Genomic DNA, 24,643 nt, shown 5'->3' with positions numbered 1-24,643 from the left:
CTCGGCCCCGCCGCTGACGTCCCCACCCCGACCACCCGACACCGATCCGAGGAGCTCCCTCCCATGACCGTCCCCGCCGCCGACCCCGCCGCCCCGGCCCCCGACCCCACCTGGTGGCGCCAGGCGGCCGTCTACCAGATCTACCCCCGCTCCTTCGCCGACGCGAACGGCGACGGCATCGGCGACCTGCGCGGCGTGACCTCCCGCGTGCCCTACCTGAGCGCGCTCGGCGTCGACGCCGTGTGGCTGAGCCCCTTCTACCCCTCGGCGCTGGCCGACGGCGGCTACGACGTGGACGACCCCCGCGGCGTGGACCCGCGCATCGGGACCCTCGAGGACTTCGACGCCATGGTCGCCGCGCTCCACGGGGCCGGGATCCGCGTCGTCGTCGACATCGTCCCCAACCACTCCTCGGACCGTCACGCCTGGTTCCGCGCGGCGCTCGCCGCCGGGCCCGGCTCCCCCGAGCGGGAGCGGTACATCTTCCGCGACGGCCTCGGCGAGCACGGCGAGCTCCCGCCCGCGGACTGGACGAGCGCCTTCGGCGGCCCCGCCTGGACCCGCGTCGAGGACGGGCAGTGGTACCTCCACACCTTCGCCACCGAGCAGCCCGACTACAACTGGGCGCACCCCGAGGTGCGCGAGGACTTCCTGACCACCCTCCGCTTCTGGGCGGACCGCGGCGTGGACGGCTTCCGCGTGGACGTCGCGAACTCCCTCGCCAAGGACCTCACCGAGGTGCTCCCCTCCTCCGCGGAGCTCTCCGCGATGCCCAAGGACGGCACCCACCCGCTGTGGGACCGCGACGAGGTCCACGAGATCTACGCCGAGTGGCGGCGCGTGTTCGACGAGTACGACCCGCCCCGCACCGCCGTCGCCGAGGCCTGGGTGGACTCCCCCGAGCGCCGCGCCCGGTACGCGAGCCCCGAGGGGCTCGGGCAGGCCTTCAACTTCGACCTGCTCGTCGCCGACCCCGAGGCGGGCGCCTTCCGCCGCATCATCACCGCGAACCTCGAGCAGTCCGCCCTCTCCGGCTCCTCGAGCACCTGGGTGCTCTCGAACCACGACGTGGTGCGCCACGCGACCCGCTACGGCCTGCCGCCGCTCGAGGGCCGTCGCGAGAAGCAGGGCACCGCCTGGCTCGCCGAGGGCGGCCCCGAGGAGGGCATCGACCGCGAGCGCGGGCTGCGGCTCGCCCGCGCGGCGACGCTCGTGGAGCTCGCCCTGCCCGGCAGCGCCTACCTCTTCCAGGGTGAGGAGCTGGGCCTGCACGAGGTCGCGGAGATCCCCGACGCCGACCGGCAGGACCCGGCGTTCTTCCGCACCACCCCGGAGAACCGCGGCTTCGACGGCGTGGGCCGCGACGGCTGCCGCGTGCCGCTGCCGTGGACCCGCGAGGGCTCCTCCTTCGGCTTCGGCGAGGGCGGCGCGCACCTCCCCCAGCCTGCTTGGTTCGGCAGCTCGTCCGTGCAGGCGGAGGACGGCGTGCCCGGCTCGACCCTCGAGCTGTACCGGGAGGCGCTGCGCCTGCGCCGCGAGCTCCAGGGAGCCGAGGAGCTCACCTGGGCCGCGGGCATCGACGGCGGCGAGGTGCTCGCCTTCGAGCGACCCGGCGGCTGGCTCACCGTCGCGAACCTCGGCGCCGCAGGCACGACGCTCCCCGCCGGCGAGCTGCTCCTCGCGAGCGGCCCGCTCGAGGCGGCGGCCGACGGCGCCGCCGTGCTCCCCGCGGGCACGACGGCCTGGATCCGGCGCTGAGCCGGGCCCCGGGACCGGCCACGCCGAACGACAACGACAACGCCAACAGGAGCATCCGCGACATGACCACCCGCGTCCTCGTCTGGAACGAGAACATCCACGAATCCACCCAGGAGGAGATCCGCGCGATCTACCCCTCCGGCATCCACGGCGCGATCGCCGAAGGCCTCGCCGAGCTGCTCGGCGACGAGGTCGAGGTCGCCACCGCGACCCTCGCCGATCCCGAGCACGGTCTCACCGCCGAGGTGCTCGAGCGCACCGACGTCATCCTCTGGTGGGGCCACATCGGCCACGACCAGGTCGACGACGCCGTCGTCGCCCGCGTCCAGGAGGCCGTCCTCGGCGGGACGGGGCTGATCGTCCTGCACTCGGGTCACTTCTCGAAGATCTTCACCCGCCTGCTGGGCACCACCTGCTCGCTCTCCTGGCGCAACGAGGGCGAGCGGGAGATCGTGTGGACCACCTCCCCCGGCCACCCGATCGCCGCGGGCGTCGATCAGCCCTTCGTCATCGACAAGCAGGAGATGTACGGCGAGCACTTCGACATCCCCGAGCCCGAGAACCAGGTGTTCATCAGCTCCTTCGAGGGCGGCGAGGTGTTCCGCTCCGGCGTGACCTTCACCCGCGGCCGCGGGCGCATCTTCTACTTCAGCCCCGGCGACCAGGAGTACCCCGTCTACTTCCACCCGCAGGTGCGTCGCGTCCTCGCGAACGCCGTGCAGTGGGCGGCGCCGGCCTCGGAGGTCCGCGCGACCCCGGCGGTCTCGAACCCCGCCCGCCGCGACTGGGCCGCCCTCGCGGGCGCCGCCGCATCCACCGCCGAGACCGCCACCACCACCACCACCACCACCGAGGAGGCCACCCGATGACGCTCCGGCTCATCCACGTGGGCCTCGGCGGCTGGGGCGGCGACTGGGCGCGCACCGCGATCCCCGCGGTCGACGCCGTCGAGGTCGTCGCGATCGCCGACCCGAGCGAGCCGACCCTCCGCGCCGTCCAGGAGCACCTGGGCCTGCGCGAGGACCAGACCTTCCCGAACCTCACCGCCGCCCTCGCGGGCGTCGAGGCCGACGCCGTCGTCATCACGGCGCCGGCCGTCACCCATGCCCCGCTCGCCCTCGAGGCGCTCGAGGCAGGCAAGCACGTGATCGTCGAGAAGCCCTTCGCCACGAGCGTCGAGGACGCCGCGACGGTCTCCCGCCGCGCCGCGGAGCTGGGGCTCGTGGTGCAGGTCAGCCAGAACTACCGCAACTACCCGGCCCCGCGGGAGGCGCAGCGGCTGCTCGCCGAGGGCGCCGTCGGCGAGCTCGCCGGGATCAGCATCGACTTCCGCCAGTGGGACAACGACCGGCCCTTCGCCGACCACCCCCACTACCGGTTCCCGCACCCGCTGATCCACGACATGGCGATCCACCACTTCGACCTGCTCCGCAAGGTCACCGGTCAGGAGGCCCTGCGGGTCTACACGAAGGTCAAGGACCCCTCGTACAGCAAGTACGTCGAGGAGGCCTCAGCCCTCATGACGATCGAGATGGCCGACGGCCTGCTCGTCTCCTACCGCGGCAGCTGGCTGAGCCGCGGCGAGCCCACCCCGTGGGCGGGCGAGTGGCGGATCACCGGCGAGGACGGCGAGCTGTCCTTCACGAGCCGCGGCGGCGGCCACCTCCCCCACCCGGCGGACGAGGACCGCGTCTCCCTGCGCGGCGCCGACGGCACCGTCGAGGAGATCGCCCTGCCCGAGCAGGAGCTCTACGGCCGCTCCGCGGGGCTCGCCCTGTTCGCCGAGGCGATCGCGAACGGCACCGCCCCGGAGACCGCCGGCGCGGCGAACCTCGGCAGCCTCGCCCTCATGGAGGCGGCGACCCGCTCCGCCGTCTCCGGGCAGGTCGAGGAGGTGCGCCTGCCCTGACCGGCGCAGGAGCCCCGCACCGGACCCCGTCGCAGCTCAGGGCGCGGCGGGGTCCCGTCGTGCCCGGGGACGCGCGATCAGCCCGTGCCGGGCGAAGGCCTCCGCGAGACCGTCCTCGTGCACGGCCCCGGTGATCTCGTCCGCCGCGGCGAGGGCCTCGGCGGTCGCATTGCCCATGGCGATGCCCACCCCGCACGCCGCGAGCATCTCGAGGTCGTTGTTGTTGTCGCCGATCCCGATCGCCCGGGACGGGTCGATGCCCTCCCGCTCGAGCAGCTCGAGGATCGAGGCGCCCTTGCTCACGTCCCCCGGGGAGACCTCCCCGCCGCCGGTGCCGAGGCTCGGCATGGTGCCGGTGATGACCGTGAACCCCTCGGGGGCGAGGAGGGCGTGTACGCGGGCGAAGGCGTCCGGCTCGCGCCCCAGGAACACCGCCTTCGCGACGTGCGCGTGCGCGGCCCCCTCGGCCGCCTCCCCCAGCTGGGCCTCGTCGATCCCGAGCACCTCGCGCACGTCCTCACGCCGTCCGGCGCTGGGATGGACGCCGTCCCGCGCCTGCAGCGCGTAGTCGAGGCCCAGCGCGTCGAAGCCCTCGACCATCCTCCGCACCATCGGCGCGGGCATGGGGTGCTCGATGATCCAGGCGTCGTCGATCCGCACGAAGGCCCCTGCGCTGAGGACGGCGCCGTCGAAGCCGATCTCCTCGAGGCGCGGGTCGACCTCGCGCGGCGAGCGCCCGGTGGCGAGCAGCACGAGGTGCCCCGCCGCCCGGGCCTCGCGGATCGCCGCGGCCGCGGAGTCGAGGATCGTGCCGTCGTGGGCGATGATCGTGCCGTCGATGTCGAGGAAGACGATCCGCCTGCCCTCGGGGAGCCTCATCGCCGGCCCGACCAGCGGGCGGGGACGGGGGCCTCGGGGATGTACAGGCCCTGCTCGGCGAGCATCCGAGCGGTCGTGGGGCCGTCGACGTGCCGTCCCACGGTCTCCCCGCCGCCGCGCGGCACCACCGAGTGCATGATCGTGTCCTCGTGGACGTGCACGAGGTTGAACGCCTGCGACGTGTCCCGGCCACGGGTGCCGCGGTCCGGGGTCTGGAGGTCCTGCGTGTAGCAGGTGGCGGAGGCGACGGAGACGGGGATCCCCGCGAAGCTCGCGAAGGTCGAGTAGTGGAAGTGGCCGCCGATGATCGCCCGCACGTCCGTGCCCTCGAGCACCTCGGCGAAGGGGCCCTGATCGCGCAGCTCGACCGTGACGGCGAGGTCCTGGACGCACGGGATCGGCGGATGGTGCAGGGCGAGGATCGTCCCCTCCGGGGCCGGGGTCGCGAGCACCTCGCGCAACCAGTCGTGCTGGGCCGGGCGGATCTCGCCGTGGGCGTGGCCGGGCACGGTCGTGTCCAGGACGATGATCCGCAGCCCGCCGAGCTGGACGACGCGGTCGTACGGGGAGTCGTCCGCGGGGAGGCCCAGCAGCTCGGTGCGCATCGTGGAGCGGTGGTCGTGGTTGCCCATCACCCAGATCAGCTCGGCGCCGAGGCGCTCGGCGACGGGCTCGACGAGTCCGCGCAGGTCCCGGTAGGCGAGCGCCTCGCCGGCGTCCGCGAGGTCGCCCGTGACGACGAGCGCCTCGGGACGGAGGTTCGTGGCGACGAGGTCCTCGAGCAGCTCCTCGAGGTGGTCGCGCACGGGGGCGACGCCCGCGAGCAGCTGCCCCGGTGGCACGAAGTGGGTGTCGGAGAGGTGCACGAGCGTGTGCTGGGCGCGGGGGTGCTCCGCGGCGCGCAGGGCACCCCGCGCGTCGGTGGGTCCGGTCCCGCTCGGGCTCCGGGGGTCGGGGCGGTTCATGCAGGGGTCCTTCCGGTGGGGTGCGGGGCGGGGCCGGCGGTGACGCCGGTGAGGAGGGTGCCGGGCACGCGCTCGTGGACGAGCGGACCCCCGGCGGGGTCGTCGGGGCCCGGGGCGTCGGTGCGGCCGGGGCCGGCCGGGAGCACGCCGATCATGCGGGCGATGTGGGCGATCGTGCGGTCGGCGACCTCCTCGACGGCGATCCGCACGGTGGTCAGGCCCAGCAGGTCCACGCCGGGCAGGATGCCGTCGCAGCCCGTGGTCGCGACGTCCTCGGGGGTGCGCAGCCCGGCCTCGCGGAGGCGACGGATGAGGACGAGCTGGCGCAGGTCGTTGGGGACCGTGATCGCGGTGGCGCCGTCCTCGCGCACGAGCGCGATCGCCTCGTCGATCCTGTCCGCCCCCGGTCGGTAGACGAGGCGGTGCACGGTCGCCCCGCCCTCCTCGAGCGCCCGGGCGGTCGCGGTGCCGCGCACGTGCTCGGGGTAGGAATCCTCGGGCCGGGCGAGCTGGACGACGATGCGGCGGTGGCCGAGGCCGAGGAGGTGCTCGGCGAGCCGGCGGCCCGCGTCCTCCTCGTCGTAGGAGACGGCGTGGATCCTCCCGCTCGTCTCCGGGCGGCCGGCGCGGATGATCGGGAGCCGGTTCCGGAAGGGCTCGAGCTGCTCGCTCGTGACCCCGCCGGTCGCGACGATGAGACCGGCGACGCGCATGCCCATGAGGTGGTGCAGGCTCGCGACCTGCCGCCGTCCGTTCTCGTCGTGGAGGATCGTCATCGACACGAGCGTGATCCCGGCCTCCGCCGCGGCGCGCTGCAGCTGGGTGAACAGCAGGCCGTAGGCCGGGTTCGAGGCGTCCCGCAGCAGCAGGCCCACGGTGGAGGAGCCCCCGGAGGCGAGCTCGCTCGCGGCGACGTTGGTGACGTAGCCGAGCTCGTCGGCGACCGCGAGCACACGGCGTCGGGTCTCCTCGGAGACCTTCCCCTGCCCGAGCATGACGCGGGAGGCCGAGGTGCGGGAGACGCCCGCGGCGGCGGCGACGTCCTCGAGGCGCACGCGGGCACGGGGACGCGGCGCCGTCGGGCCGTCGTCGGGCGTCGGGGCGTAGTCCCCTCCCGTCGTGTCCCGGCCGTCCCCCGTGCGCTCCGTGCGTCCTGCGTCGTTCATGCCTGGTCTCCTGCGTCGTCGGGCTCCGCCGGGCGTCGCGCGGAGGCGTCGCCGTCACGACGCTCACGATAGGCATGCAGGAGCCACGGCCAGTCCGTCTGCACCACGTCGACACCGAGGTCGATCAGCGGTCCCCACCCCGCCTCCGGGCCCTCGGCGAGCGCACGCTCGTCGTCATACCCGGCGAACAGCGGCCGGTCGTTCGTGAGCACCTCGGCGTTGGCGAGCACGAGCAGTCCCCGCGCGTGCAGCGACGCGATGTACCCGGCGTCGACGAACGGGTAGTCCTCGGTGCCCGCGAGCAGCTCGACGCCCACGAGGTTCAGGTCGCGGTCCTCGATCAGGTCCTCCACCTGCTCGGGCTCGGTGCAGATCGGCACGAAGGGGTGCTTCACCGGTTGCGCGCGAAGCACGTCGAGCGCCGCGGTCGCCGTCGCGGGGCACTTCAGCAGCAGGCGGCCGGTCATGTCCAGGCGGTCGAGCAGCGGCAGCAGCGTGGGCCACCAGGGCCAGGAGCGGTCGACGTTCACGAGCGCCTCCTCGCCGTCCGGGCCGCGGTGGTCGCGCAGGGCACCCAGCAGCTCGAGCAGCGGCTCGACCCTGGCGGGCCGCTCCCGGCGGTCCACCCGCACGTACCGCAGCTCCTCGATGCGCGCGGCGTCGAGCGTGCACAGGTTCGTGCCGATGCCGAGGTTCTCCTGCTCGGTGCCGTCGTGGAAGGAGTAGAAGCGGCCGTCCGTCGAGGCGCTCACGTCGATCTCCACCATGTCGGCGCCCGAGGCGATCGACGCCCGGGCCGCGGCGAGAGTGTTCTCCGCGACGGAGCCGATCGCGGTGCCGCGATGGGCGAGGACGAGGGGCCGACGGCGCGCGAGGCGCTCGGCGAGGACGCGGTTCACGGCGGCGTGCTCGGGCCGCCCGAGCTCCCGCGGTGCGGTGGCGGCGGGGCCGCGCCCTCCGGCGGCCGTCATGGGGCTCATCGCCCGCTCCGGACGAGCCGCGCGGAGGAGCCGGCGGTGGAGGGGCCGGTGGTGGCGGCCTCAGGCGTGCCCGGGCCGTCGATCCGCCGGCGACGCGGGCGACCGCGCACACCGCGGCCGTAGACGAGGTACATGGTGGCCCCGGTGATGATCATGAGCAGCACGGTATAGACGAAGGTGTCCGCGCGTCCGTCGAGGTTCGCGTCCCCCTCCGTCGCCGCCTTGATGGCGAGCCCCAGCGGCTGGTACAGCGGGTGGGCGAGGAACACCGCGGTGTCGTAGTCGTCGAGCAGGCTGTTGAAGTTCAGCGCCCCGATCGCGAGAGCCGTGGGCAGCACGGAGGGCAGCAGGATCCTCCGGAACACTGTCAGCGACCGGGCGCCCATGAGGGAGGCGGCCTCCTCGAGCCGGCCGTCGACCCCGGCGAAGGCGGCCTTCAGCAGGCGCAGGGTGAAGGGGATCTTGCCGATCACGTAGGCGATCAGCAGGATCACCGCGGTCCCCGTGAGCACCTGCCAGCCCACGAGCGGGCTCGGATGATCGAAGCTGATGATCAGGCCCAGGGCGATCAGCGTCGTGGGCAGGATCCACGGGATGTGCAGCAGGTACTCGACCGCGGCCGTGAGCGGGTTCCGCCAGCGCACGAGGATCCGCGCGACGAACAGCAGCCCCACGACGCTGATGACGGCCGTGAGCCCCGCGTACACCACGCTCACCAGGAAGGGTCGCAGCGTGCGGCCGTCGCCGAGCACCCGCACGTAGTTGTCCAGGCTCATCGCGCCGAGGCTTAGCTCGGAGGCACCGATCGACCGCGAGTCGACGAAGGAGTACAGGACGATCACGGCCACGGGCACGAGGTACACCGCGCACAGCGCGTAGGCCAGCACGTGGACGGCGACGTTCAGCACCGGGTTCGCGATCCGCTGCTTCACGAGCGCGGAGGACACCTTCGAGATCGAGAAGTAGGTGCCGCCCTTCTCCACCCGCGTGAGCACGATGAGCAGCAGCACGGTCGCCACGCCGAGCACGAGGGCGAGCAGCGCCGCGATGTCCCGGGATCCGGGACTCGAGGCGAAGGTGAGGATCATCGGCGCGACGGTCTGGAAGTCCCGGCCGCCGAGGACCTGCGGCGCGGAGAGCGCCCCGAGGCCGCCCAGGAAGGTGAGGACCGTGACCGCGAACAGCACGGGCCGCATCATCGGCAGCACGATCCGCCGCAGGATCGTCCACTCCGAGGCGCCCATGGCGCGAGCCGCCTCGATCGTCTGATGGTCCACCTTCCCCAGGGCACCGGAGACGAACAGCAGGTGGTTCGTCGTGGTCGCGAAGGTCATCACGACGACGACAGCGGGGAAGCCGCTGAACCAGTCCTCGGGCAGCCCGGGGAGCACGCTCTGCAGGAGACCGGTGACGATGCCGTCGGCCCCGTACACGAAGCGCCACCCGGCGGCGAGCACGATCCCGCCGTAGACGAGCGTCGTCGCGTAGCCGAGGAACAGGAAGCGGGCGCCTGTGATGTCGTAGTAGCGGGTGACGAGCACGATGAAGACGCCCACCACGTTGACGGTCACGGAGAGCACCGCGGCGAGCAGGAAGGAGTGCGCGAGCGAGGTCATCGCCCGCTCGGAGGAGGCGAGCTTCTCGACCGCGCGGAGGGTGGGCGTGCCCTCGGGCGCGAAGGTCTGCAGCAGGAGGTTCGCGTTGGGCCAGACCAGCAGGGCGACCACGAACCAGGTGAGCACGACCCCGACGACCCACACGAGCGGGGAGCGGAGCATGCTGCGGATGCTCCCGCGGCCCGTCATCGGGTCGCGCCCGCGGTGGCGGGGACGGCGGAGGGGACGTCGCCGACGGAGGACCCCTGGCCGTACTGGAGCACAGCGGCGGGATCGAGGTGCACGCCCACCTCCTCCCCGACCTCCGGACGGGCGGAGCCGTCCTCGCTCCGCATGACCGTCACGAGGCTGCCGAGCACCTCGACCTCGTAGCTCGAGCGCAGCCCGTGGTAGCGGCGGCGGCGCACGGTCCCCTGCAGCGCGCCGGGCGTCGGCATGCCGGGACCGACGGCCAGGCGCACCTTCTCCTCACGCACGTAGGACGGCAGCGCCGGATCCAGGTCGCCGCCCGAGCGGCGGGAGAGCTCGCCGACCAGCTCGGGCCCCAGCCGGCTCGCGTCGCCGATGAAGTGGCACACGAACTCCGTGGCGGAGGCGTCGTAGATCTCCTCCGGCGTGCCCACCTGCTCGACCCGCCCGTCGTGGAACACGGCGATCCGGTCGCTCATCGAGAGCGCCTCGTCCTGATCGTGGGTGACGTAGACGGTCGTGATGCCGAACCGCTCCTGGAGGTCCTTGAGCTGGACCCGCAGCTGGGCGCGGAGCTTCGCGTCGAGGTTGGACAGGGGCTCGTCCAGCAGCAGGATCTCCGGGCGGAGCACGAGCGCCCGGGCGATCGCCACACGCTGCTGCTGCCCTCCGGAGAGGTCCGCGAGGTTCTTGCCGAGCTGCGCGGGCGCGAGGTCCACCTGCTCCACGATCTCCCGCACCTTCCGGTCGACGTCCGCCCGCGGCTCCTTGCGGACCTTCAGCCCGAAGGCGATGTTCTCGTACACGTCCAGGGACGGGAACAGCGCATAGTTCTGGAACACCATGCCGATGCCCCGCTTGTCGCTGGGCAGATGGGTCACGCGCCGGCCCGCGACATGGAGGTCGCCCGCGGTGGGCGTGATGAACCCGGCGAGCGTGCGCAGGGCGGTCGTCTTGCCGCAGCCGGAGGGGCCCAGGAGCGTGAAGAACTCCCCCTCGCGGACATGGAGGTCCAGGTCGTGGATCGCGGTGAAGTCGCCGTAGTCGACCCGGATGCCGTCGAAGCGGATCATCGTTCTGCCTTCCTCGGTGGTCGGGTCGGGATCAGCCCAGGTACTCGAGCTCGATCTTCTCGATCCAGCCGCCCAGGTTCTCGGTGACGAAGCCCCAGTCGATGTCCTGGCGCTGCAGGCCCTCGTGGAACTCGACGATCGCCGGATCGGCGGCGTCGATCGCGCCCTGGTTCACGGGCATCGAGTCGAACTCGGCGGACCACGCCGCCTGCACGTCGGCACTGCCGAACCAGTTGATGAAGGCCTGCGACTCGTCGAGCTGGTCGGTGCCCTCGATGACGCCCACCTGCTCGACGACGAAGGGCACGCCCACCTCGGGCTCGAGGTGGCCGGCGGTGAAGCCGTAGGACTCCTCGCGGGCGGGGATGCCGGAGGAGGCCATCTGGCCGTAGTCGACCTCGTCGTCGCTGAGCCGCTGGAAGAGGTCGACGTCCTCGACGGCCGGGCTGCCGTTCGCGAAGTAGGCCTCGATCTGCTGCCAGCCCTCCTCGGAGACGCCGAGCTCCCCGTCCGGGTCCTGGTAGCGGGTGAGGATCCCGGCCATGACGATCTGGGTGGTGGCCGCGCCGGTGCTGATCTCGGACTGGTAGCGGCCCTGGTAGGCCGGATCGTTCCAGAGGTCGGTGAGGTCCGCGGGGGCGTCCTTCGCGGAGGTCCTGTCCGCGTCGTAGGTGAAGAGGATCGCCTGCTGCACGATCGGCCAGTAGTTCCCCTCCCCCGAGGCATCGCCGAGCTCGGGATCGACCTCGTCGGACCACTCCGGGGTGAAGGGGTCGATGGTGCCGGCGTCGACGAGCTGGTTGAAGTAGACGTTGTTGAGCCCGAAGACGACGTCGGCGACGGGGTTGCCGGCCTCGGCGAGGATCTTGTTGGTCGTGTCCCCGCCGCCCTGGCCGACGACCTCGATCTCGAAGCCGGCCTCGGCGGCCTGCTCGGTCAGCCATTCGGCGCGGCCGTCGGAGTTGGAGTTGGTGTAGACGATCAACGGGTCGTCGGAGCCGGAGGCGGCGTCGCCGGCGGTGCCGCAGGCGGTGAGGGCGAGGGCGGCGGAGGCGAGGACGGCGGAGGCCTTGAGGAGCTGGCGCATGGCGGACCACTTTCTGTGCTCGGGGCGGGGCCCCGGTGCGGAGGACGGGCGATGCGGGGTGGCGCCGGGTCGGTCCCGGTGCCGTGGAGCAGGAGGGGGAGCGCTCCCCCTTGCGAGGACTCTCGTCGTCGGGAGTGACCTGCGGGCGACGGCGACCGCAGGAGAAGATGAACAGCCATCGAACAAGGGGGAGCGCTCCCCCTATCGATGACCGGCCACGATAGGACCTCCTCGACGCCCCCGCAAGGCCCCGGGCACGATGACGGCCCCTCACCGCGGTGCATGACCGCGACGAGGGGCCGTCGAGCAGGGCGTGCTCCGAGGAGCGCACCCGGCGGGGTTGGGGCTCAGACGAGCTCGATGACCGCCTCCGGGTCCTCGAGCACGACCAGCGGGGTGATCGTCGGATGGCCGGCGGCGCGCACGGCGGCGAGGTCCACCCGCAGCAGCGGATCACCCGCGACGACGCGGTCCCCGGTCGCGACGAGGCGCTCGAAGCCCTCACCCTTCATCTGCACGGTGTCCAGGCCCACGTGGATGAGCAGCTGGGTGCCGTCGTCCAGGGTGAGCGCCACGGCGTGGCCCGTGTCGAAGACGTGGGTGACGGAGCCGGCGGCCGGGGCGACGACGAGCCCGCCCTCGGGCTCGATCGCGAGGCCGGGCCCCATGAGCTCCTTCGCGAAGGTGGGGTCCGGGACCTCGGAGAGCGGGACGACGGTGCCGGGCAGCGGCGCACGCAGGCGCACGAGGTGGCCCACGCGGGTCGCGGTGCCGGCCGTGGCACCGCCGGCCGACGCTGCCCCGGTCGTCGCGCCGTCGGACGCCGCGTGATCGACCGCGGCCGTCGAGGCCGGGGCCTCCTGGCCGCTCATGATCCGTTCCATGGCGTCCTTCACGAACTGCACGGAGGTGCCGTAGATGACCTGCACGGAGCGACCGCCGGGCTTCATGATCCCGGCGGCGCCGGCACGGCGCAGCGCGGGCTCGTCGACCTTCGAGGTGTCCGCGATCTCCATGCGCAGGCGGGTCGCGCAGTTCTCGAGGTCGAGGATGTTCTCCTTGCCGCCGAGGGCGGCGAGGAAGGCGGTCGCGGTGACGGCGTACTTGTCACCCTTCTGCTCCGTGGCGGCGGGGTCCGTCTCCTCGAGGTCCTCGTCATCCTCACGGCCGATGGTCTTGAGGTCGAAGCGGCGGATGATGAAGCGGAAGACGAGGAAGTAGACGACGAACCAGAAGATGCCCATCACGGGGATCGCCCACGGGTTCTGCGCCATCGGGTTCACCCAGCCCAGCACGAGGTCGATGAAGCCGCCGGAGAAGCCGAAGCCCATGCGCACGGGCAGCATCGCGCTGATCGCCATCGAGATGCCGGTGAAGATCGCGTGCACGAGGTAGAGCCCCGGGGCGAGGAACATGAAGGAGAACTCGAGGGGCTCGGTCACGCCCACCACGAAACTCGCCACGGCGCTCGAGAGCAGCACGCCCGCGGCGATCTTGCGGCGGGAGGTCTTCGCGGTCGTGTACATCGCGAGGGCGGCGCCCGGCAGGCCGAACATCATGATCGGGAAGAAGCCGGTCATGTACTGGCCGGTGACGCCGCGGGTGCCGGTGGCGTTGAGGAAGTTGCCGAGGTCGTTGATGCCGGCGACGTCGAACCAGAACACCGAGTTCAGCGCGTGATGGAGACCCAGCGGGATGAGCAGGCGGTTGAGGAAGCCGTAGATGCCCGCGCCCACGGGGCCCAGGGTCACGATGAACTCACCGAAGGCGACGAGGCCCGAGTAGACGAGCGGCCACACGAAGAACAGGGCGAGAGCGAGCACGAGCGAGAGCCCCGCGCTGATGATCGCCACGGAGCGGCGGCCCGAGAAGAAGGCGAGGGCGTCCGGGAGCTTCGTGTCCTTGAAGCGGTCGTAGGACCAGGCGCCGATGAGGCCGCACAGGATGCCGACGAACACGTTCTGCAGGTTGTCGAAGGCGGGGTTGACCTCGCCGACGTCGATCCCGCGGAAGGTCGCGACGTTCTCGGGGTCCAGCAGCGTCGTCACGGTGAGCCAGGAGACGAGGCCCGCGAGCGCGGAGGTGCCGTCGGGCTTGGTGGCCATGCCGAGCGCGACGCCGATCGCGAAGAGCAGGGCGAGGTTGTTCAGCAGAGCGTTGCCGGCGAGTGTGAGGAACACGCCGATCACGTTGTTCGGGTCGCCGGTGCCGGTGAGGATCCAATAGCCGATGCCGCTGAGGATCGCGGCGACGGGCAGGACGGCGACGGGCAGCATCAGGGATCTGCCCAGGCGCTGGAAGAACTTCATCGTTACCTCTCGAGGAAGAAGCCGGGGTGCGCGATACCGCTCGTATCACCGCTCCCCCGGTCACAAACGGGCCCCATTCTGCACGCGATCGAGCGGTCGGCGCGAGGCCTCGGACCGCTCGGACCGGCGGCCCACCGTCTGGCCTGGGCGTTCCCCGGGAACGGTTCCCCGTGGGTGTCGAGGCTCACCCGGGACGCCCACACCACCTCCACTCTCTATCTCATATCTGAGATACGCTCCCCGCATGACGACGACCGAGGACTACCGCTCCCGCATCGGATCCCTCATCCGCGACGCACGACAGCACGCCGGACTCACCCAGAGCGAGCTCGCCACCGAGCTCGCCACGAGCCAGAGCGCCGTGCACCGCATGGAGCAGGGCCAGCAGAACATGACGCTCGACACCCTCGCGAAGATCGGTCGCGTGCTCGACTCCGGCTTCGTCGGCATCGGCACCTCCGGCCCCACCCACCTGCGTGTCGAGGGCGGCCGCACCCTCAGCGGCGCGATCGACGTGAAGACCTCGAAGAACGCGGGCGTCGCGCTGCTGTGCGCCTCCCTCCTCAACCGCGGCACGACCGTGCTGCGCCGCGTGGCGCGCATCGAGGAGGTCAACCGCCTGCTCGAGGTGCTCACCTCCATCGGCGTGCGCACCCGCTGGCTCAACGAGGACAACGACCTCGAGATCATGGTCCCCGAGCAGCTCGACCTCGAGGCCATCGACGCCGACGCCGCCCGCCGCACCCGCTCGATCATCATGTTCATGGGCCCGCTCATGCACCGTGCCGAGCAGTTCCAGCTCCCCTACGCCGGCGGCTGCGACCTCGGCACCCGCACCGTCGAGCCGCACATGACGGCGCTGCGCCCGTTCGGCCTGCAGGTCGTCGCGACCGAGGGCCACTACCAGGCGACCCTCGACCCGGGCACCTCCCCCGCCAAGCCGATCGTCCTCACCGAGCGCGGCGACACCGTCACCGAGAACGCGCTCCTGGCCGCCGCCCGCCGTGAGACGGAGACGGTCATCCGCAACGCGAGCCCGAACTACATGGTCCAGGACCTCTGCTTCTTCCTCGAGAAGCTCGGCGTCCGCATCGACGGGATCGGCACGACGACCCTGCGCGTGCGCGGCGTCGCGGAGATCAGCACCGACGTGGACTACGCGCCCAGCGAGGACCCGATCGAGGCCATGAGCCTCATCGCCGCCGCGATCGTCACCTCCTCCGAGATCACGGTGCGCCGCGTGCCGATCGAGTTCATGGAGATCGAGCTCGCGGTCCTCGAGGACATGGGCTTCCGGTACGACCGCTCCGAGGAGTACCTCGCCGCGAACGGACGCACCCGCCTCGTCGACATCACGACCCATCCCTCGGAGCTCACCGCCCCGATCGACAAGATCCACCCCATGCCGTTCCCGGGCCTGAACATCGACAACCTGCCGTTCTTCGCCGTCATCGCGGCGACCGCGCAGGGCCGCACCCAGCTGCACGACTGGGTCTACGAGAACCGCGCCATCTACCTCACCGACCTCACGAAGCTCGGCGGCCGTGTGCAGCTCATGGACCCGCACCGCGTGCTCATCGAGGGCCCCACCCGCTGGAGCGGCGCGGAGCTCGTGTGCCCGCCCGCGCTGCGCCCCGCCGTGGTGATCCTGCTGGCGATGCTCGCCGCCAAGGGCACGAGCGTGCTGCGCAACGTCTACGTCATCAACCGCGGCTACGAGGACCTTGCCGAGCGCCTCAACGCCCTGGGCGCGAAGATCGCCACCTTCCGCGACATCTGATCCACCTCCGTCCCGGCCGACGCCCGCTCCCCGCACCCGGGGGTGCGGGCGTCGCCCGTTCCTGACGCCCCCGGGGTCGCCTGCCCGGGTCACCGAGCATTCATCCCCTGTTCCGGATAAATCGGTTGCCACCCGCCCCGCCCTGCGGCAGTCTGGACGAGGTTGCGGGCGCTGTGCCCGCGACGACCAGCAGCATCAGGGGAAGGAGGAGCCATGGAGCCGATGCGCACGCAGCATCACGAGCACCGACGAACGGCCGATGCGTCGGCCGGCACGCTCCTCCTGCCGATGCCCGCGGTCTGAGCACCGCGGCGAAGGGAGGGCAGCGACATGGCACGTCGCACCGCTCCCTGCCTCACGGCGAGAGCGCCCTTCGCGGGTTCGATCCCCGCCCCTCCCACGGGTCCCCTGGCACCGGGACATCCAGAGCCGCTCCCGCGCCTGCGCGCGGCGATGCGGAGAGTGCTGAACGACGAGTCGTTCGCTCCGGCCCCGATGCCGGGGCGGCGACTCGTGCTCCGTGGAGGTGGTCGGTGATGGGCCAGGTCAGAGTCTTCAACAAGGGGTACGACCCCTTCACCGGCATCGGCGAGATGCTCCATACCACGAGCGTGCGCCATGCCTTCGGCATGATCCGGCGCGGCGTCGCGGAGCCCGTCGAGCTCGCGATCGTCGAGGACCGCATCGTGCCGACGGTGCTCGCCCTGACACGTGAGCTCAGCGGCGCCTGGGTGGAGGGCATCGGCCAGCGCTCGATCGGCTTCTCCTACCGGGCCGTGCACGAGCGCGATCACTGGAGCTGCGCCTACTGCGGCCGCAGCGTCTCCCGCACGCCCGCGTGCGACGCCCTGCTCGCGACCGTGGACCATGTGCTGCCCAGCTCCCGCGGCGGCGAGTCCTCCTGGCTGAACCTCGTGTGCGCCTGCAAGGAGTGCAACAACCGCAAGGCGGACCGGACTCCCGAGGAGGCGGGGATGGCGCTGCGCTTCGATCCCTACGACCCCTCCCGCGCCTACCGCACCGCGGGCGGGCACATGGAGCTGATCATCGTGGACACGGACCGCATCGCCGGCTGATCCGCCGCCCGAGCCCGCGGGGCTTGTGCTCGTCGCCCACGATCGGTGGAATGGGTCGCCCCAGGTCCGATCGACGACGAGGAGCCGTCCCGTGCCCCGCTCATCCGCCCCGTCCGTGCGCGCCGCACTCCTCCGTCGCCGTCTCCTCACGCTGCTCGCGGCGCTGCCGCTGCTCCTGCTGGGTGTCACCGCGTGCGGCGGTGCGGCGGAGGAGCAGCCCTCCGCCTCGACGAGCGGCGCCGAGGAGTCCGCGACGCCCACGGAGGAGGCCACCGGGGAGGACTCCGCGAGCCCCACGTCGGAGTCGACCTCCGAGGCCCCCACGGAGAGCACCTCCCCCATGTCGATCGAGGCCACCCGCGCCGGGGACGACGCCGAGACCGGGGATCCGACCGAGCCCGAGGACGGCGGCGAGGACGGCACGGCGGAGGAGGACACCTCGCCCGCGCCGGGCGACGCCCCCGCTTCCGGCTCCACCGAGCTCACGACGCTCTGGGTGGACGACTCCTGGACGATCGAGGAGCGCGAGGACGACCCGTGCTCCTTCGGCGGCCCGACGGTCTCGCCGTACTCCGAGCAGGAGGACGTGTTCACCTGCGGGGCGACCGCGGACAGCCTCCTCGCCTGCATGATCGAGGACGGCGACACGACGGTGTGCATCACGGACCCGCTCGAGCGCACGGCCATGCGCTTCGACTCCCCCACCGCTCGCGAGGCCCTGGACGCGGGGCTCGGGTCCGAGGGGGAGCCGATCCCGATGACCGTCGAGCTCGAGGACGGGGCCCTCTGCGCGACGGTCGCCCACGACCACGACACGCATTGGAACGGCCGGTTCAGCTGGTACCGCTGCGACGACGGGTCGGAGCTGCTCACGGACGAGGACATCGCGACCACCTTCGCGGAGGGCGATCCCTGGACGGTGCAGCGCTCCCTGAACCAGGGCGCTCCGGAGGAGACCGCCGTGGCGGTGATGTCCTTCGCGGGGGTCTGACCCGGTCGAGCCCGGGCGGGACCGCGACGGTCAGACGGTCGCGAGCGGCCCCGCCGCGATGGAGGCGGCGGCGCGGCGCCGCTCGACGAGCACGTCGACGACGGCCGGGTGCGCGCCCAGCGGCGCCGTCGTGAGATCCGCGCCGGCGGCGGTGACGAGGTTCGCGAAGTGCCCCGGGGCGAGCACGTAGCTCACGGCGATGACGCGACGCGCACCGGAGGAGCGTGCGCAGTCCACCGCGTCCGGGATCGACGGCGCGGCGCCGGCCCCGTAGCCGATGGTCACCGGGCAGGGCAGCCAGCGGGCGAGCAGGTCCCGCATCTGGCGGACGGCCACGGCGGCGGCGGGGTCCGAGGAGCCGGCGGCCGCGAGGACCACGTGGTCGCCGGGGCGGTGCCCGGCGTCGTTCCCGGGGAGGTCCGCGATGCGGTCGCGGAGGGCGAGGACGAGCCGCGGGTGCGGCCCGATGGGGGCGGCGGCGACGGCCTCGGGCCACGGCTCGACAGATCCCGCGATGTCGACGCCGGTGTGGAACCCGGTGGAGAGCAGCAGGGGCACGACGACCACCTCGACGCTGCGGGCGGTGTCGTCCTCGGATGCCGGGGCGGACTCGCGTGCGGTGCCGACGGCGCGGGCGACGACGTCGGCGACCTCGGGCTGCTCGACGTCGACGAAGGCCTCGAGGACCGTGTCCCCGGGGAGCGCGGCGGCGAGGGCCTCGCGCACGCGGGCGATCTCGGCGCGGCCCTCGGCGAAGCGCGTGCCGTGGGAGCAGGCGATGACGATGCTCATGACGGGTTCCCTCCTCGGGGACCGGCGGGGTCGGCGCGGGCGTCGGGCGTGTAGTGCTGGACGACGGCGCGCACGAGCGCCCCCATGCGGCTGCGCTCGGGGAGCAGGGCGGGCAGGCCGCGATCCACGAGCGGCCCGGCGGTGAGCGGGCCGACGGCGGCGAACAGCAGGTCACCGGCCTCCGCGTGCTCCGTGATGCCGGGCATGACGCCGGCGGCCTCCGCGGCCTGCAGCCAGTTCTCGGTGCCGGGGGCGGCGGTGAAGAGCACGGCGTCGACCTCGCCGCGGCTCGCCTCGAGCACGGAGCGGTGCACGGCGGCGGGGTCGCGCGGCGGTCCCCAGCGGTAGACGGTGAGGTTCACGACCTCGGCGCCGAGCGCGGCGAGGTGCTCGTCGAGGCCGTCGGCCCCGGAGCCGTGGTGCTGGACGGCGACCCGCACGCCCTGCAGGTCGAGGGTGGACAGGTGCTCGGCGATCTCGGCGGAGGTGCCGTTCTCCGCGACCCAGTCGACGGCGAGCCCGGCCTGCTGGGCGGCACCGCGCGCCTTGGGCCCGCGCGCGATGACGCTCGCCCCGGCGAGGGCCTCCCGCAGCCGCTCGTCGACGTCCGCGGACTCCGCCGCCTCGAACCAGCCCCGCAGGCCCACCCCCGTCGTCACCACGAGCATCGACGGCGGATCGGCGAGCAGCTCACGGGTCGTGGCGAGCAGCTGCGGATCGTCGACGTGCGGGATCATGCTCAGCGCCGGGGCGTGGTGGATCTCGGCGCCGTGCCGCTCGAGGGCGGCGGCGAGGTCCTCGGCCCGCCGGTCCAGGGCGAGCACGATGCGACGGCCGCGGAGGGTCGTCGAGAGCATGGCGGGGGCGGTGGTCACGTGATGAGCTCCCTGGGGGTGGTCGGGCCCGGCGTCGCCGTGCCGGCGGCGGGGGCGGTGAGGGGGACGGGCAGCAGCAGGCCCTCGCGGGCCACCTCGCCGATGACGACGACGGCCGGGCTGCGCACCCCGGCCTCGCGCACGGCGCGCTCCGCCTCGCCGAGGGTGGTGCGGGTGGTGCGCTGCTGCGGGGTGTGACCGTTCTCGACGACGGCGACGGGCCGTGCGGCGGGCACCCCGTGCTCGAGGGCCGCTCCGACGAGACCGGGCAGCGCGGCGACGCCCATGAGCACGATCGTCGTGACGGCGGGGTCGGCGAGGGCGGCGAGGGTCGCCGGGCTCGCGCCGAGCGGGCCCAGGGCGTCGTGCCCGCTCACCACGTGCAGGGCGGTCGCGGTGCCGCGCTGGGTGACGGGGATGCCGGCGGCCTGGGGGACGGCGATCGCGCTCGTGATCCCGGGCACCACGTCGACCGCGATCCCGGCGGCGAGGCAGGCGGTGTACTCCTCCCCGCCGCGGCCCAGCACGAACGGGTCCCCGCCCTTGAGGCGCACCACGCGGTGTCCCGCGCTCGCCTCCTCGACGAGGATCCGGTTGATCTCCGCCTGCGGCACGGGGTGGTGACCGGGATGCTTGCCCACCGGGATGATCCGGGTGCGGGCGCCGAGGATCTCCGCGACGGCCTCGCCCGGGCCGAGCCGGTCCGCGACGACGACGTCGGCCTCGGCGAGCAGGCGTCGGGCGCGGACGGTCAGGAGGTCGAGCGGGCCGGGGCCCCCGCCCACGAGGGCGACGCTCCCGCTCGCGGCGGGCCGGCGGGGCTGCAGGGGCAGCGCGCCCTCCGCGAGGAGCAGGGAGATCCCGTCGCGCACGGCCATCGAGCGGCGGGGGTCGGCGCCGACGGCGGAGACGACGCCGACGGCCACGTCCCCGGCGGTGGTCTGCGCGGCGAGTCGCGCGGTGCCGTGTCCCGCCTGGGAGGCGTTCGTGCAGAGGAGGCGGCGTCGCTCGCAGTCGGCGGCGACCTGACGGTCCACGGCGGGGCGGCCGGTCGCCGCGTGCACGAGCCAGGCGCCGCGCAGGTCACGGCGCCGGTAGGTGCGCGGGGTCCACGTGATCCGGCCGCGCGCGGCGAGGTCGGCGAGCACCGGGTCGAGCCGCGGGGCGACGACCCGCACCCGGGCGCCCTCGTCGAGGAGCCGTCGGGCGCGGCGCGCCGCGACCTCTCCCCCGCCCACGAGGAGCACCGCGCGCCCCTCGAGGGCGACACCGAGCAGCAGGGTCATCGCGCGCCGCCCCGCAGCAGGTAGACCTCGCCGCCGCGGTCCTCGATCGGCCACACGTGCAGGCGCAGGTGCTCCTTGCCGCGGGGGTCCACGCAGGTGCCCGAGCGGAGGTCGAAGACCTGCTTGTACATGGGCGAGGCGACGGTGGCCCGGCTGCCCCGGGTGCCGACGATCCCGCGGGAGATGACGTTCGCCCCGCTGTAGGGATCGTGGTTGTCGAGGGCGTGGAGGCTGCCGTCGGGCAGGAGGAACAGGGCCACCTGGTCGCCGTCCACGAGGGCGGCGCGGCCGCGCTCCACCTCGAGGTCGCCGAGCGCGCACACGCGCGTCCACTCGGTGCTCGAGCGGGTGGCCGGGGAGAGGGTCTGCGTGCTCATCGTCGTACCTCCAGGGTAGTGCCGGCGATGAGGACCTCGCCGGATCGTCGTTCATCGGGACGTGCGGGGCGCACCTGGCCGCGCTCGGGGACGTAGGCCAGGGACGGGTCGGGGGTGGTCGGGGCGTTCACGAAGGAGGAGAAGCGGGCGAGCTTCGCGGGGTCGGCGAGGGTCGCCGCCCACTCGTCCTCGTAGTGCTCGACGTGGCGGTCCATCGCCGCGTCGAGATCCGCGCAGATGCCGAGCGAGTCCTCCATGACGACCTCGCGGAGGCCGTCGATGCCGCCGTCGAGGGCCTCGAGCCAGGGGGCGGTGCGCTGGAGCTTGTCCGCGGTGCGGATGTAGTACATGAAGTACCGGTCCAGGGTGCGGATGAGGGTGTCGTCGTCCAGTCCCTCGGCGAGCAGCTCGGCGTGGCGTGGGGTCGCGCCGCCGTTGCCGCCCACGTACAGGTTCCAGCCCTGGGCGGTCGCGATGATGCCCGCGTCCTTGCCGCGTGCCTCGGCGCATTCGCGCGCGCAGCCGGAGACGCCGAGCTTGAACTTGTGCGGCGCCCGCAGGCCCCGGTACCGCAGCTCGAGCCGGACGGCCATGCCGGTGGAGTCGAGCACGCCGTAGCGGCACCAGGCGGAGCCCACGCAGGACTTCACGGTGCGCAGGGACTTGCCGTAGGCGTGGCCGGACTCGAAGCCGGCATCGACGAGCCGCTGCCAGATCAGCGGCAGCTCCTCGAGCCGGGCGCCGAACATGTCCACCCGCTGACCGCCGGTGATCTTCGTGTACAGGCCGAAGTCCCGGGCGACCTCGCCGACGACGATGAGCCCCTCCGGGGTGACCTCGCCGCCGGGCATCCGCGGGACCACCGAGTAGGTGCCGTCCTTCTGCATGTTCGCCATGACGTGGTCGTTGGTGTCCTGGAGGGTCGCGTTCTCGCCGTCGAGCACGTGGCTCGGGGTGAGGACCGCGAGGATGCTCGCGAGGACCGGCTTGCAGATGTCGCAGCCGCGACCCCGGCCGAACCGCTCGATGACGGCGCTGAAGGTGGTCAGCTCCGAGACGCGGACGGCGTCGAAGAGCTGGCGGCGGGAGAGCTCGAAGTGCTCGCACAGGGCCGTGGAGACCGTGCGGCCCATGCGGGTGAGCTCGGTGCCGACGAGGCTCTTCACCATGACCAGGCACGAGCCGCACGTGGCGCCGGCCTTCGTGCAGGCGGTGACCTCCGCGGGATCGGTGCAGCCGTCCACGCGGACGGCGTCGCGGATCGTCCCGGCGGTCACCGAGGAGCACGAGCAGACCACGGCCTCGTCGGGCAGCTCGGCCGTGGGGGCGGCGGCGTCGGCGGGCAGGAGATAGGCGGCGGGGTCGGCGCCGAGCGCGCTGCCCACGAGCGGGCGCAACGCGCCGTAGGCGGAGGCGTCGCCCACGAGCATGCCGCCCAGCAGGGTCTTCGCGTCGTCGGAGAGCACGAGCTTCTTGTGCACGCCGCCCACGGGGTCGGTGTAGACGACGTCGAGGGCGCCGGGGGTCGTCGCGAAGGCGTCGCCGAAGCTCGCGACCTCCACGCCGGAGAGCTTGAGCTTCGCGGAGAGGTCGTAGCCGCCGAAGGTCGCCTCGCCGCCGAGGATGCGGTCGCAGGCGACCTCCGCCATCGCGTAGCCGGGGGCGACGAGGCCCACGCACTGCCCGTCGTAGGAGGCGACCTCGCCGATCGCGAGGACCGCGGGATCCGAGGTCACGCAGCCGGCGTCGATGGTGACGCCGCCGCGCTCGTGGCAGTCCAGCCCGGCGGCGCGGGCGAGCTCGTCGCGGGGGCGGACGCCGACGGTGAGGACGACGACGTCGGCCTCCACCTCGGAGCCGTCCGCGAAGGCGACCGCGCGCACCTCGCCGTCCTCCCCCGCGAGCACCGCGGAGGTGCGCGAGCGGGTGCGCACGGCGATGCCGCGCTGCTCGATGAGCCGCTGGAGGACGCCGCCGGCAGGCAGGTCCAGCTGCGCGGACATCAGCCGGTCGCCGGACTGCACGACGGTCGCCTCGGCGTCCATGCCCTGCAGCGCGCCGGCGGCCTCGAGGCCCAGCAGCCCGCCGCCGATGACGACGCCGCGCGCCGGGCGCCCGAGCGCCGCGGAGCGCCGTGCGACGTGGGCGCGCAGGCCCTCCACATCTTCCAGGGTGCGGTAGACGAAGCAGCCGTCGAGCTCGGCTCCCTCGACCGGCGGCCTCGCCGCGTAGGAGCCCGTGGCGAGGACCAGACGGTCGTAGGGGTGGACCGTGCCGGCGGCCGTGGTGACCGTGCGGGCCGCGCGGTCGATCGAGGTCGCGGCGTCCCCGCTGTGGAGGGTGATGCGCGGGTCCTCGAAGATCGTCGCGGGGAGGGTGAGGTCCTCCGCCGTGGCGCCGTCGAAGAAGCGGGTGAGCCCGACGCGGTCGTAGGGGTGGCGGGACTCGTCGCCGAGGACGGTCACCTCGAGCTTCTCCTCCGCGCGGGTGACGAGGGAGTCGACGAAGCGGTGCGCGACCATGCCGGCGCCGATGACGACGATGCGGGCGCTCATCGGGCGGCACCCGCGAGCTCGGGCTGCGGGGCGAGGGCCACGCTGCCGGGGGCGGCCTCCGCCGCCTTCGCGGCCGAGCGGCGGCCGTGGGCGAGGTACAGGGGCACGGCCACGAAGGTCACGCCGCCCACGAGGTTGCCGAGCACCGTCGGGATCTCGTTCCACACGAGGTAGTCGGTGAGGGTGAAGTCGGCGCCGAGGAGCAGGCCCGAGGGGAACAGGAACATGTTGACGATCGAGTGCTCGAAGCCCATGTAGAAGAAGAGCATGATCGGCATCCACATCGCGATGATCCGGCCCAGGAGGTCCTTGCTGAGGAAGGCGACGACGACGCCGGTGGAGACCATCCAGTTGCACAGCACGCCGCGCACGAACAGGGTCAGCATGCCGGCGGCGCCGTGGTCGGCGTAGCCGACGGTGCGACCGTGGCCGATCTCGCCGATCGCCTCGCCCACGGGGCTCGGCGGTGCGGAGAAGCCGTAGGTGAAGTAGATCGCCATGAGCACGGCGACGGTGATCGCCCCGCCGAGGTTGCCGAGGAACACGAGGCCCCAGGTGCGGAGCATCGCGCCCCAGGTGACCTCCTTGCGCCGCATCATCATCGCGAGCGGGAGGAGCGTGAACACCCCCGTGAGCAGGTCGTACCCGAGCAGGTACAGGAGGATGAAGCCGACGGGGAAGAGCAGCGCGCCCAGCAGCGGCTGACCGGTCTGGGTGGAGACCGTGACGGCGAAGGCGGCGCCCAGGGTGAGGATCGCGGCCCCCATGTAGGAGCGCACCAGGGTCTGCGTGCGGGTGTAGGAGACCTTGGAGGCTCCGACGGCGGCGAGGCGGTCGACGAGCTCGGCGGGCGAGAGGGAGGACATGGCAGCTCCTCAGCGAGAAGGGGAGTGTTCACATGTCCCGTGCGCCTGCAACGGGGTGCGGCCATCGTGGGCTCTGGTCCCGGGGACACGAAGCCCGGGAGGGCGCCGTGACCT

20 protein-coding genes and 1 tRNA gene are annotated in these 24,643 nt (G+C 73.0%); 7 read left to right on the top strand and 14 right to left on the bottom strand.

Annotation, left to right across the window (positions count from 1 at the left end; genetic code table 11):
• The first annotated feature begins 63 nt into the window (after positions 1-63).
• From ACYVAP_RS07365 to ACYVAP_RS07355, 3 genes are all read left to right on the top strand, one after another.
• A complete protein-coding gene (locus tag ACYVAP_RS07365; RefSeq protein ID WP_498860162.1) occupies positions 64-1,758 on the top strand; it encodes a glycoside hydrolase family 13 protein in 1,695 nt (564 codons plus the stop codon).
• A 62-nt stretch (positions 1,759-1,820) separates the two neighbouring features.
• Positions 1,821-2,627 carry a ThuA domain-containing protein gene (locus ACYVAP_RS07360; RefSeq protein WP_498860161.1) on the top strand — a complete coding sequence of 269 codons (807 nt, stop codon included), beginning with the start codon at positions 1,821-1,823 and terminating at the stop codon, positions 2,625-2,627.
• Entirely contained in the window at positions 2,624-3,667 is a 1,044-nt protein-coding gene (locus tag ACYVAP_RS07355) for a Gfo/Idh/MocA family protein (RefSeq protein ID WP_498860160.1), read from the top strand. Before ACYVAP_RS07360 ends, ACYVAP_RS07355 begins: the two co-directional genes overlap by 4 nt.
• A 36-nt stretch (positions 3,668-3,703) precedes the next feature.
• Here ACYVAP_RS07355 and ACYVAP_RS07350 read toward each other — a convergent pair whose 3' ends face one another.
• From ACYVAP_RS07350 to nagE, 8 genes are all read right to left on the bottom strand, one after another.
• Entirely contained in the window at positions 3,704-4,546 is an 843-nt protein-coding gene (locus ACYVAP_RS07350; RefSeq protein ID WP_498860159.1) for an HAD family hydrolase, read from the bottom strand.
• Positions 4,543-5,511, bottom strand: coding sequence for a phosphodiesterase (locus ACYVAP_RS07345; RefSeq protein WP_498860158.1), 969 nt, complete (start codon positions 5,509-5,511; stop codon positions 4,543-4,545). Before ACYVAP_RS07345 ends, ACYVAP_RS07350 begins: the two co-directional genes overlap by 4 nt.
• Entirely contained in the window at positions 5,508-6,677 is a 1,170-nt protein-coding gene (locus tag ACYVAP_RS07340; protein ID WP_498860157.1) for a LacI family DNA-binding transcriptional regulator, read from the bottom strand. The genes ACYVAP_RS07345 and ACYVAP_RS07340 overlap by 4 nt, the downstream gene beginning before the upstream one ends.
• Positions 6,674-7,657 (bottom strand): glycerophosphodiester phosphodiesterase family protein, encoded by a 984-nt coding sequence (locus tag ACYVAP_RS07335; RefSeq protein ID WP_498860156.1) that lies wholly within the window; start codon positions 7,655-7,657, stop codon positions 6,674-6,676. Before ACYVAP_RS07335 ends, ACYVAP_RS07340 begins: the two co-directional genes overlap by 4 nt.
• Positions 7,654-9,435 (bottom strand): ABC transporter permease, encoded by a 1,782-nt coding sequence (locus ACYVAP_RS07330; RefSeq protein ID WP_498860155.1) that lies wholly within the window; start codon positions 9,433-9,435, stop codon positions 7,654-7,656. The genes ACYVAP_RS07335 and ACYVAP_RS07330 overlap by 4 nt, the downstream gene beginning before the upstream one ends.
• Before the next feature lie 23 nt (positions 9,436-9,458).
• A complete protein-coding gene (locus ACYVAP_RS07325) occupies positions 9,459-10,535 on the bottom strand; it encodes an ABC transporter ATP-binding protein (protein ID WP_498860154.1) in 1,077 nt (358 codons plus the stop codon).
• Between the two features lie 31 nt (positions 10,536-10,566).
• On the bottom strand, positions 10,567-11,622 hold the full coding sequence (locus ACYVAP_RS07320) for a type 2 periplasmic-binding domain-containing protein (protein WP_498860153.1): 1,056 nt from the start codon (positions 11,620-11,622) through the stop codon (positions 10,567-10,569).
• A 347-nt stretch (positions 11,623-11,969) separates the two neighbouring features.
• Positions 11,970-13,931 (bottom strand): PTS sugar transporter subunit IIABC, encoded by a 1,962-nt coding sequence (nagE, locus tag ACYVAP_RS07315; protein ID WP_498860152.1) that lies wholly within the window; start codon positions 13,929-13,931, stop codon positions 11,970-11,972.
• A gap of 244 nt (positions 13,932-14,175) precedes the next feature.
• On the opposite strand from nagE, the gene ACYVAP_RS07310 reads away from it, so the two are divergent.
• The 4 genes from ACYVAP_RS07310 (at position 14,176) to ACYVAP_RS07295 (ending at position 17,778) form a co-directional block, all read left to right on the top strand.
• Positions 14,176-15,711, top strand: a complete 1,536-nt coding sequence (locus tag ACYVAP_RS07310) for a UDP-N-acetylglucosamine 1-carboxyvinyltransferase (RefSeq protein ID WP_498860151.1) — start codon at positions 14,176-14,178, stop codon at positions 15,709-15,711.
• Positions 15,712-16,027: 316 nt separating this feature from the next.
• Positions 16,028-16,111: transfer RNA gene (locus ACYVAP_RS07305), tRNA-OTHER, on the top strand.
• Positions 16,112-16,247: 136 nt separating this feature from the next.
• A complete protein-coding gene (locus tag ACYVAP_RS07300; RefSeq protein ID WP_264451705.1) occupies positions 16,248-16,787 on the top strand; it encodes an HNH endonuclease in 540 nt (179 codons plus the stop codon).
• A 91-nt stretch (positions 16,788-16,878) separates the two neighbouring features.
• The gene (locus ACYVAP_RS07295; RefSeq protein WP_498860150.1) at positions 16,879-17,778 is read left to right on the top strand and encodes a hypothetical protein; all 900 of its coding nucleotides are present in this window, start codon (positions 16,879-16,881) and stop codon (positions 17,776-17,778) included.
• Positions 17,779-17,808: 30 nt separating this feature from the next.
• Here ACYVAP_RS07295 and ACYVAP_RS07290 read toward each other — a convergent pair whose 3' ends face one another.
• The 6 genes from ACYVAP_RS07290 to ACYVAP_RS07265 are packed head-to-tail and all read right to left on the bottom strand — an operon-like array spanning position 17,809 to position 24,529.
• A complete protein-coding gene (locus ACYVAP_RS07290; RefSeq protein ID WP_498860149.1) occupies positions 17,809-18,570 on the bottom strand; it encodes a sirohydrochlorin chelatase in 762 nt (253 codons plus the stop codon).
• Positions 18,567-19,445 (bottom strand): uroporphyrinogen-III synthase, encoded by an 879-nt coding sequence (locus ACYVAP_RS07285; protein ID WP_498860148.1) that lies wholly within the window; start codon positions 19,443-19,445, stop codon positions 18,567-18,569. The genes ACYVAP_RS07290 and ACYVAP_RS07285 overlap by 4 nt, the downstream gene beginning before the upstream one ends.
• Positions 19,442-20,731 carry a siroheme synthase family protein gene (gene cobA / locus ACYVAP_RS07280; protein ID WP_498860147.1) on the bottom strand — a complete coding sequence of 430 codons (1,290 nt, stop codon included), beginning with the start codon at positions 20,729-20,731 and terminating at the stop codon, positions 19,442-19,444. The genes ACYVAP_RS07285 and cobA overlap by 4 nt, the downstream gene beginning before the upstream one ends.
• A complete protein-coding gene (gene nirD, locus ACYVAP_RS07275; RefSeq protein ID WP_259359728.1) occupies positions 20,728-21,108 on the bottom strand; it encodes a nitrite reductase small subunit NirD in 381 nt (126 codons plus the stop codon). The genes cobA and nirD overlap by 4 nt, the downstream gene beginning before the upstream one ends.
• A complete protein-coding gene (gene nirB / locus ACYVAP_RS07270; RefSeq protein WP_498860146.1) occupies positions 21,105-23,663 on the bottom strand; it encodes a nitrite reductase large subunit NirB in 2,559 nt (852 codons plus the stop codon). The genes nirD and nirB overlap by 4 nt, the downstream gene beginning before the upstream one ends.
• On the bottom strand, positions 23,660-24,529 hold the full coding sequence (locus tag ACYVAP_RS07265; RefSeq protein ID WP_264451042.1) for a formate/nitrite transporter family protein: 870 nt from the start codon (positions 24,527-24,529) through the stop codon (positions 23,660-23,662). The genes nirB and ACYVAP_RS07265 overlap by 4 nt, the downstream gene beginning before the upstream one ends.
• Positions 24,530-24,643 lie beyond the last annotated feature (114 nt).

Source organism: Brachybacterium horti (assembly GCF_054777615.1).
This window is presented reverse-complemented; position numbering and strand designations above follow the sequence as displayed.